At 54.3% G+C, this 10,140-nt stretch carries 8 protein-coding genes and 1 tRNA gene; 2 read left to right on the forward strand and 7 right to left on the reverse strand.

The features are described from left to right. Nucleotides 1-153 precede the first annotated feature (153 nt). From RMSM_RS08700 to RMSM_RS08710, 3 genes are all read right to left on the reverse strand, one after another. The gene (locus RMSM_RS08700) at nt 154-612 is read right to left on the reverse strand and encodes a hypothetical protein (protein WP_008694300.1); all 459 of its coding nucleotides are present in this window, start codon (nt 610-612) and stop codon (nt 154-156) included. A 67-nt stretch (nt 613-679) separates the two neighbouring features. Continuing rightward, on the reverse strand, nt 680-967 hold the full coding sequence (locus RMSM_RS08705; protein WP_040764891.1) for a DUF7417 domain-containing protein: 288 nt from the start codon (nt 965-967) through the stop codon (nt 680-682). A gap of 539 nt (nt 968-1,506) precedes the next feature. After that, a tRNA-Asp gene (locus RMSM_RS08710) sits at nt 1,507-1,580 on the reverse strand. A 427-nt stretch (nt 1,581-2,007) separates the two neighbouring features. Between RMSM_RS08710 and RMSM_RS40810 the strand changes: the two genes are divergently transcribed. Next, entirely contained in the window at nt 2,008-2,178 is a 171-nt protein-coding gene (locus tag RMSM_RS40810) for a hypothetical protein (RefSeq protein ID WP_160168262.1), read from the forward strand. A 123-nt stretch (nt 2,179-2,301) separates the two neighbouring features. Here the strand turns inward: RMSM_RS40810 and RMSM_RS08715 are convergent, their stop codons facing one another. The 4 genes from RMSM_RS08715 to RMSM_RS08730 all read right to left on the reverse strand — a co-directional run bounded on the left by RMSM_RS08715 (nt 2,302) and on the right by RMSM_RS08730 (nt 8,893). After that, on the reverse strand, nt 2,302-5,661 hold the full coding sequence (locus tag RMSM_RS08715; protein ID WP_008694302.1) for an efflux RND transporter permease subunit: 3,360 nt from the start codon (nt 5,659-5,661) through the stop codon (nt 2,302-2,304). A 24-nt stretch (nt 5,662-5,685) separates the two neighbouring features. Then, on the reverse strand, nt 5,686-6,903 hold the full coding sequence (locus RMSM_RS08720) for an efflux RND transporter periplasmic adaptor subunit (protein WP_052031554.1): 1,218 nt from the start codon (nt 6,901-6,903) through the stop codon (nt 5,686-5,688). 43 nt (nt 6,904-6,946) lie between these two features. Next, nucleotides 6,947-7,498 carry a rhodanese-like domain-containing protein gene (locus RMSM_RS08725; protein ID WP_008694305.1) on the reverse strand — a complete coding sequence of 184 codons (552 nt, stop codon included), beginning with the start codon at nt 7,496-7,498 and terminating at the stop codon, nt 6,947-6,949. Nucleotides 7,499-7,957: 459 nt separating this feature from the next. Then, nucleotides 7,958-8,893, reverse strand: a complete 936-nt coding sequence (locus RMSM_RS08730) for a YdcF family protein (protein WP_008694307.1) — start codon at nt 8,891-8,893, stop codon at nt 7,958-7,960. Between the two features lie 380 nt (nt 8,894-9,273). Between RMSM_RS08730 and ypfJ the strand changes: the two genes are divergently transcribed. After that, a complete protein-coding gene (ypfJ, locus tag RMSM_RS08740; RefSeq protein WP_040764894.1) occupies nt 9,274-10,134 on the forward strand; it encodes a KPN_02809 family neutral zinc metallopeptidase in 861 nt (286 codons plus the stop codon). The last annotated feature ends 6 nt before the right edge of the window (nt 10,135-10,140 follow it).

The raw sequence follows: 10,140 nt of genomic DNA on the forward strand, positions 1-10,140 counted from the left end.
TCAATAAGACTTGGATAACCGATCAACTTGCAACTCTGGATGGGGCAAGTTGATTTGCTNCGGGGATTCAGCAGCGGTTTGGGTGGGGGAGCGACGGAATTGAGAACCCCGCAGCCACTCATTGCGACTGCGGGAACAAAAGACATATGCGGATCAAGTCTCGCTGCAACTGCAATCTTCGCGATATTCGAGTTTAGCGTCATCGAAATCAACAAAGCGATTCCAAGCTTCGACCAGCGGTTCGCTGATATTCGTGTACTGCTTTGCTTTTTGATAGAGACCAGATTCGTCGTAGTCACCGATCAGCGTGACGCGATTGCCTGCCCAACGACCCACGATGGATTCGGCTGGCAAGCGAATCGGCATACCCTCGCGAGCGACCGCCTTACCGATAATGCAGGAAAGATCATCTCCGTCCTTGAGTTCGATGACCTGCGGACCGGGGCCGGCGAAGTCTCCGCCACCCGTTTCCGTGCTTTGACGAAGTAGTAACGTAAAGATCGCACCTTGAGAATTGACGGCCCACTCCCAGAGTTTGGCGCCACCACCGATGCACCACGGACAAACGTATTCTTGTTTGTCTAAATTGATTGCTTTGAAATATTGGCCCATAAAAAGATTGAGAAATAAAATAAGAAAGCGGTCGACCGTAGCCGACCGCAGTAGGGGACTGACGGATTTAGTACGGCAGTGCGTCTAAGGTGTAGTCAACGTCACCTGGTGTATCAAACGCAGTAATTTCTTCGAGTGGAAAGAGCTTCTCCGGTATAGGAGCTCCTGGCTTGCAGAGTCCGGAACGAATTAACGACATGGCACCTCGGCCAAAGTGACCCTGAAGCGTCCACGCCAATCCAGTATCGATAAGCTCTTGGAACATTGCGATGGTTTCGACTCGGTTGAGACGGCCGGATTCATACTGAACCAGCACGTCGAAGACAGTTTTCCTTGCGGTTTTGAGATGAGGCATGATAGAGTTTGGAAGAAGAATAAAGAGGGGAGTTGCCAGCGCAGCGCCCTTTTTGATTTTTGTTTTTCTGTGTGGTGCCGATGGTGCGAAGTCGGGGAGGGGACCGACAGGAATAGCCTTGCGTCATGGCAAGATTGGAAGAAAGCAAAACGCTCTTTCGCTGCACTGGATTGTGCGAGAGCCTCTTGGCTGGAGCGAGCCGCACGTCCACTAGTCAAGGTCGCGAGCGACTTCCGGCGCCCCGGTTTTCTGGATGCCCGAAGTGGCATCAGGCAAACCGGTGGGTGTGCCGCGCAGCGAGGGTTCCTTGACGGTGGAACCGGCGAGTTATACTGCCCAAGAAGCACGCACACCCAGCCCGTGAAATTCCAATTCAGAGGCGCGGCAGAAAGCTGCGTCCTGAACGTGTGGAGTTGGGTACCAAATGGGTACTAAACGGGTGCAAACGGTACGAAAAAGTGCTATTCTGAGTGATATTTACCACCCACGAGCATGAAAAAACCCTGCCGTAACTTGTTGTTGCAGCAGGGTTTAGGAAGCGACGCGGACGGGACTCGAACCCGCAACCTCCGGATCGACAGTCCGGGGCTCTAACCAATTGAGCTACCGCGCCTTTGTATGGCGTGTGGTGCCGAAGCACCAATTTGACGTCAGTACCGAAGCACTGGTGTCGCGTTTGCGATGAAGCAAACAATATGACTAGCTGCTTTATTCTTTGCAACCCGTATTGGGAAGCAATTTTGTGATCGTTGTGCCAGTCACTTTGTTGATCACTTGGACCGGGATTATATCGATCCACTGGTCCTCTGCAAGTCACCTTTGCCAAGAACTTTGGCGAGCCAATCTCACTGGTGGACTGGCTGTGACGATTAATCCAATCATGCTGGAATTCATCGGACAATGCAAGCTGGGTTGGCCACTTTTTTTGTCGAGGTCGACGAAGAAAACCTAGGGTTGAGCGGCGATTTATTTCTTGAGAATCTCGTTTTCTCAAATCGCTGACACCTCTGTTTTTAGCGTCCACCGTTAGGCGATTTCAAATGATGACCGAACTGCTGCTCGCATTCTCCTTGCAGGATTGGTTCCGGGATGCCTGCTACGAACTCACCTACTACTTTAGCCACATGAATAAAACTCAGTGGGGTATCGTCTCCGCCTGTTCAGTGGCCTTTGGTTTTCTGTGTTTGAAGGGGACGGGAATTAACCGCTGATAGTGCCATGTGAATTCGCCGCACGCTTTGGAGGCTGACGCGACTCGGGCCGGCAACGGATTTCCGCGTTTATTTTCTGCGCTGATTTTCTGCGCTGAGTTCTACACAGCGGAGTGGTGCCATCTAAGCTGACGGCGTCGGGACAGGTAGCGATTGGCTTGTCAAAGATTGATTGCGATACAGCAGCCAGTACGACGCGGGAATCACCAAAAGTGTAAACACCGTCGATGTGAGCATCCCGAAAATGATGGCCCAGGCCAGTCCCGAGAACACGGGATCGAGTGTGATCACGCCGTTGGCAAGCAGGGTGGTGCCCGCGGTCAACAGGATTGGACGTGTGCGAACGGCGACACTGCGAATGATCGATTCACGAAGGTCATGACCTTCGACCTGCGCCAGGTGAATAAAGTCGATCAAGACGACGGAGTTTCGCACCACAATTCCCGCCAATGCGATCATGCCGATCATCGCCGTTGCGGTGAAGAAAACGGGATTGGGATGTCCGCCGACTCCGGCATCCGTGATCCAATTCAAGACCCAAAACCCAGGCATGATGCCAATCATGGTCAGCGGGATTGCCGTCATGATCAACACCGGCAACATTCGTGATCCGGTTTGAAACATCAGGATAATAAAGATCCCCAGTAACGCAGCAGCAAAAGCGAGCCCCAGATCACGAAAGACATCGAGCGTGATCTTCCACTCTCCTTCGCCTGCCCAATTGACGGTGTATCCGGCTGGAATCGACCACGGCACGTGGCCTCCCAGCGAGATCCACGAGCGTTTGTCGAGCGGTTTCGGCGTCGCTGTCGTGAGTTGAATTTGATTTGTACGAACAATGTTTTCGACCGATTGGTCCGCGACCGTACTGTCCCACTGGACATCCAGGATCGCGTCAGCCGGCGGACGGCCCGCGACCTCGGCGTAGACAAACACGACGCGTTGCAGATTTTTGTGATAGATCGTTTTTTCTTCATCGACCATTTTGAAATGCCCGAGGGATCCAAGCTGAACGCTTTTTCCGGCATCGCTTTGCACATAAATTTCTGAGAGGTCGTCGATGGCGGATCGATTTTTGCGAGGCAGTTTCAACTCGATCCACAGCGGTTCCACTTCGCTCGGCAGATGCATCACGGTGGCCTTGTAGCCGCTCAGTACTGCTGCGACGGTGTCGGCAATCGTTTTGGTGGTAATCCCCGATAACGCCGCCTTGGCTTTGTCGGTTTCAAACACGTAACGCAGCGAGTCGTCTTCGGCGCTGACATCGAGATCCACGACGCCGGGTTCCGCCGCCAAGCGGGCTTTGACAGTCCGAGCGACCGCGATTTGGTCATCGTAGCTGCCTTCGGGTGGTCCATAGACCTCGGCTGTAATCGACGCCAATACCGGCGGTCCCGGTGGCACCTCAACCAGTTTCAAGTTTGCACCCAGCGAATTTCCCAGTTTGGTCACCTCGTCGCGAATCCGCAGCAATGTTTCGTGTGACTGTTGGACTCGAAAATCTTTGCCGATCAAGTTGACGCGAATGTCTGCAACGTTCGCTCCTTGACGCAAGAAGTAGTGACGCACCATGCCGTTAAAGTCCATGGGAGATGCGATGCCCACGAATACTTCGTAGTCACGCACTTCGGCGAGCCCACCTAAGTAGCGGCCAATGCGGCGGGCAACCACATCGGTGCGCTCAAGCGTCGTTCCCTCAGGCATGTCGATCACAATTTGAAATTCGTTTTTGTTGTCATACGGCAACATCTTGACGGGAACTAAACGAAACACCGGCAACAGCAACGCGGCGACAAACAATACGGCAATCGCGACGAGCACTCCGGCGGCATAGATGGTTTTGCTCAGGATCGGAGTCAAGATGGCTCGGCTGATGCGGTACAGCGGCCGCTTGGTGAGATCGAATCCATCGTGGGTGACGTCCCCTTCCTTGAAATGTTTTAGCGAGACCAATGCCAACCACGGCGTGATCACAAACGCAACGAACGTCGAAATGGTGACGGTCAGCGGAACGTTCAGCGCCATCGGGCCCATGTAGGGCCCCATCATTCCGGTGATAAATGCTAACGGCAAAAAGCTGGCGATGATCGCGAGCGTCGACAGGATCAACGCGGGCCGTACCTCTTGCACCGCACGCAGGACCGATTGCCGAGGCGGCAAAATTTTCATCGCAAAGTAGCGTGCGATGTTTTCAACATCGGTGATCGGATCATCGACAAGCAATCCCAACGCCAAGATCAGTGCAAACATCGTGACGCGATTGATCGAATAGCCCACCATCAAGTTGATGAAAAGTGTCAAGCTATAGCAGACCGGAATCGCCAACGCGATCACAATCGCGGGCCGCCAACCCATTGTCAATCCGATCAAACCGACCACGGTCAATACCGCGACCAACAGCCCTTCGATCAGTTCATTGACCTTTTCGTTGGCGGTTTCGCCATAGTCACGAGTGATGCGGGCATGCACGCCGCGAGGCAGGTGGGTTCGTGACAACGATTCAATTTTCTCGTGAACGGCCTTTGCCACATGTACCGCGTTGGTCCCTTTGCGTTTGGCTATGGAAATATTGACGGCGGGAAAAACGCCTACGAGGTCGCTTTGTTCTTGGTCCGCGGGACCGAAGCCGATCCAGCTATAGCTTTCGGCTTCGGCAGGCCCATCGCTTACCGTGGCGACGTTCTTTAGATAAACCGGCCGATCGCTGGCGACATTGACGACGAGGTTTTCGAGTTCGGTGAGCGATTCAAAGAAGGTCCCCGTTTCCACCGCAAACCAATGGTCCTGTTGTTCAAAGCTGCCGTTGCGAATCGTGACGTTTCCAGATTGCAGTGCATTGGCGACTTGCAGTGGTGACGTGCGATGAGCGGCCAATCGCTGCGCGTCGATCCGGATGTAAATTCGCCTCGGGCGACCGCCCACGACTTCGACACGATTGGTGTTGGGAATCGCCTGCAGTTCGTGCTGAATTTCTTCGGCGATCCGTCTCAGTTCATGATCGCCGTATCGATCGCTGCGTTCGGACCACAGCGTGGCAATCACGATCGGGACGTCATCGACTTCGATGGGTTTGATCACCCATGACTGAACCGTTGGCGGAATCAGATCGGTCGACGAATTGATCTTGTTATAGAGTTTGACGAGCGAGTCCTCGCGATCTTCGCCCACGTAAAAACGCACCGTGACAATCGCTTGTCCCGTTTTGCTCATCGAGTAGACGTATTCGACTCCATCAATTTGATAGAGCAGCTTTTCGATGCGGTCAGTGACTTGCCGTTCTACCTCTGCGGCCGACAATCCCGGTGCCGAGACGAAGACGTCCGCCATCGGAACTACGATTTGAGGTTCTTCTTCGCGAGGGGTTAAGTACAGCGAGGCTGCACCGAGCAACAACGAAATGACAATCAACATGACCGCGACATCGCCACGCAGAAAGACTTCGACGATTCGAGTCAAAACGGGAGTATTCGCGTCATCGTTCATTCGTCACAAACCTACAAACCGATTTCAATTGATGTTCGTTGCAGCAGGGTTGGAAAAGACGGGCTCCGAGACAGGCGGCTCTGAAACAGGCGGCTCCGAAACAGGCGGCTCCGAAACAGGCGGCTCTGAAACAGGCGGCTCCGAAGAGGAGGACGCTCGATGCAGTATCACTCGTTCACCGGCCTTCAATCCGCTTAGCACCTCGTGACGTCCAGGCATTCCCATTCGCCCGCTTTTGATCAATCGGCGTTCTACCACGCCATTGGGAAGCACCACGTCGACAAAGTCAAGTTGCCCCATTTGGACAATGGCATCGTCAGCAAGACACAGATGCCGTCGTTGGCCCGTTGGGATTCGTAGTCGCCCAAACATGCCTTCGTAGAGTTGGCTGGATTTCGGCAGAGTCGCTTTCACCAAAAACGAACGACTCAGTGCATCGGCTTGGGGGACAATTTCGTCGATCGTGACAGGAAACTCTTGATCGAGGGCGTCGACATAGACTTTCATTTGATCACCGATCTGCATTTTGACTGCCAAACCTTCTTGCACGGGAGCCTCGAGTCGCAGTGAGGTCTCGTCATAGAGCACCAACAGCGGTTCGCCCGGTTTGGCGACGTCGCCCGGTTCGGCAAGTCGGTCGACAATCCGTCCGCTTTTCGAAGCGATGATCTTGGTGTACGAAAGCTGGACAGCCGATTCCGACACTGCTTGTCTCGCTCGACTCTCTTCGGCCTCGGCCACCTGCAGGTCCCGCAACGCCAAGTCCTGGTCCGATGGTGACGCGGCGTTTTGCTTTTTAAGCAACTCGATACGTTGGAATTGCTTTTTGGCCTGAGCACGACGCGCGATCGCCGCTTCAAGACTTTGCTTGGCCTGATCCAAGCGAGCCTGAAACTCTTGGCTTTCCAGGTGAATCAATTCTTGCCCTTGGACCACTTGGTCGCCCGCCGTCACTCTGATTTCGTCAATCGTTGCCAACAGTTTTGACGACACCACGGTGCGACTTGATGCTTTTAACGTTCCGACTGCTTCTTCGACTGCTTGTTTACGAATTTCATGGACAACATCGGTGGGCTCGCCTGCATACTGCTGGACTCCACGCTGATTCCAATCCGGTGCAATCTTTGTCTCGAACATGCCCGACAACCAAGCGATCGTCAGCACCAGCAACACCAATCCAGCCACCAACGCGAGCACGCGAGAGAAGCGGGAAATGAGTTTGGAGATCCATGCAGTCTTCATGTTTCATCTCGTCCAGCGATTTGAGGTGGATGCCCTCCGACGTTTACGAACCACAGCAAGATTGATCGTTTTTCAGCTGATTCCAGGGCATTTTGGCAAGCATCATGCCCATCAAGCAGCTGTCCAGGATTCCTGCTCCCGCCAAACCGGCACCCATAATGGCTGCAATGACGGCAAAGTAGGGCGAGACGGTGATCGCCAACACGCCGCTGATCAACACAATGGTGCCCGCGACGATACGCACTTGGCGTTCGAGCGAGACTCCCTTTTTGCCTCGCACCACCGGGTAACCCGCGGCATCCCAAGCCATCGTTCCTCCGTCGACATTGACCACATTGGTGTAACCGGCATCGACCAGTTTTTGGCATGCCTTTGCACCGCGAGTTCCTGACTTGCAAATGACATATAGCGTTTTCGTGGGGTCGCGGTGACTCATTAGTTCCGCAGGGTCAAGCGAATCAAGCGGAACATTTTCGGCGAACAACGCACGTACTTCTCGAAACTCTAGCGGCGTACGGACATCAACGAGATCGATCTCGCCTCGCGAATCTAACATCGCCAGTTCATCGACCGTCACGGTTTTCAAGTCCGACATCTTTCAATCCATCCTGCAAAACTGAATGAGTAATCTGGGCAAGTGGGAAAACACCGCAAGCAAACGCTGAGCCGATTGCGACGATGCCGTCATCTCCCGACGCCCCAAGCCGCGCCGCACAACGCTCATTGCTGGGGGAAACGAACCGGGCTATCGCGGATTCCGCGGTGCCCAAGTCAATATGATCAATATATCGTGAGGTTGCGATATGTCAATCCAATGAAATTTTTCGGATTGGGCAACTAAGGCGTCATTGCGCAGTTCGTGACATATCGCACACAACCGTCGGTAGAGAATCGCAGTCGGTAGAGAATCGCAGTCGGTAGAGAATCGAGTCGAGTTCGATTCGTTAGCAGCGGCGAGAGGGGCGGCAGCCGGTTTATCGAGAGCGTGTTAGCACGCTGCGGCCGAACGATTTTCGCCGCACCGCTACCGATGTAAAAAGTAAATGTGATTGGATTAGCGGTTCACCAGACGGGCAAGACGTTCTTTGAGGGCACGGCCGAAGCTGTCCATTGCACCTGGGCTGGGGATCAGTTCGCTCGGCGCGAATTCGTAGTCTGCACCGGTTTCATAGCCGCACGGCAGCGGAACGAATGTCAAATTACGCTCGGCCGCCAGTCGCAGCGCACGTTTCATATGAGACGCACTGGTGACCAAGCCGATCTTTCCCTCGCCAGGAAAACCGGCCGGAGGCGAAGCAAAGAAGGCTTCCAGGTTCTTCATCTCTTGGGACGTATTGTCGCCGGGGGATTCGTAGATTTTTTCGCTGGGGACTCCGATCGATTCAAGCATCATGCGGCCAGCTTCGGCGGGCTGAATTCTTCCTAGTGAGGAGCCGCCCGTGCAAATTACTGCCTGGGTGTGGCCGCCGTGCCAGAGCTGGGCCGTGTGCATGATGCGTTGTCCGGCGATACCCAACTCGGGGACGTCGTCATAGGCGATGGTGACTCCGCCGCCAAGCACTACGACGCAGCGAAGCGGTTCGGACAGAGTGTTCAGGTCGGTACGAGGCGGTTCGAGCCCCGCCATGCTGGCGTCGGCAACGTCTCCGTTGCCAGTGATTGAAATCAACACGAACAGCATCGCAAAGACGACTCCGAAACGCCACGCACCTCGCCGAAAACAGAGCAGGCTCGCGACCAGCGTGAAGGTCCATAGAATGCCCAGAGGCATCACCAACGCGGTGGCACAGCGGTCCGCCATCCCTTTATCCACTTTTATCCAGGTCCAAATCACCAGGAACAAATCAATCGCGGCACCCCACGCGATGCCTATCATGACATTGCGAACCGTCCATACGCGATCGGGTGACGATAGCTGCTCGGCGGCATCGCCAGCGGGCTGAGGATTCGATTGGTTGACAGCAGGTTCATTGGGCAGAGGATGGTTCATGATTTAGCAAAATCAGCGGGCGACACTGTGACGGGGACAAAAGAATGGAAAGAGAAAGTGGCGGTTAGTTTCCGCCGATTTCGCGTTTGATCCAGATTGCGGCCGCATCCAGACGGACGGCTCGATTCCTGAGCCGGCTCGATCCGAATTGGCCCAAGACATCATTGCCCCCAAACAAATTGGCTCGAAAAATGCATCTGGAGGTGCGTCTGTCAGTTCGGTCAAGCAGCGAAGCATTCTTGCGGTGATACAATTCGGTGTCGACAGCGTGGTTTGGCGACTTCGGTCTCCGGCGGCAGAAGCAGTTTAATCGAATCCGTTTGTTTGACCATGATTGGTTCTTTTCTAGTTGAACTTTTGAAAACGATAGGAGTGATCGTATGCGATGGCGTGGACGTCGGCAGAGTGACAATGTCGAAGATCGTCGGAGAATGAGCGGACCGGCGGTGGCTGGCGGTGGTGCTGGCGTATTGATCCTGGCGTTGATTGTGGCGATTTTGGGCGGAGACCCGCGTCAAATCTTGCAGCAACCGCAACAGGTTCCCGGCGCGAGAATTGGACAAGCCGATGGAAATCGCGAACTCACCCCAGCGGAAATCGAAGCGGGGGACTTTGCCAAAACCATTCTGGCCGATAGCGAGGATGTGTGGACGTACTTGTTCCGCACTCAGTTGGGCAGCGAATATGTCCCGCCGACTCTCGTCTTGTTCAGTGGCCAAGTGCGTTCGGCGTGTGGCGGAGCGACGGCAGAATCGGGGCCATTCTATTGTCCGGCTGACCAGAAAGTTTATCTCGACACCTCTTTCTTTGCCCAGTTATCAAATCAATTGGGGGCTCCAGGCGATTTTGCTCAGGCCTACGTGATTGCTCATGAGGTCGGTCACCATGTACAAAATCTGCTCGGTTACACCGATCAAGTCCAGCAGGTCCGCCGGACTCGAAGCGAAACCGAAGCGAACCAAGCCTCGGTGCGACTCGAATTGCAGGCCGATTTCTTTGCCGGTTGCATGCTGCATCATTTGCAGAAGCAGAAGCAGGTGATTGAAGAAGGAGACATCGAAGAGGGTTTGCGTGCTGCGGCGGCGATTGGCGATGACCGATTACAAGAACGAAGCCGAGGTTACGTCGACGTCGAATCGTTCACGCATGGAACCAGTGCACAACGGTTGCGATGGTTTCGACTTGGGCTGCAAACCGGCGATCTGCGGCAAGGCGATACGTTTAACACGAAAGATTTGTAGGGTATG

Source organism: Rhodopirellula maiorica SM1, from assembly GCF_000346295.1.
GTDB lineage: Bacteria > Planctomycetota > Planctomycetia > Pirellulales > Pirellulaceae > Novipirellula > Novipirellula maiorica.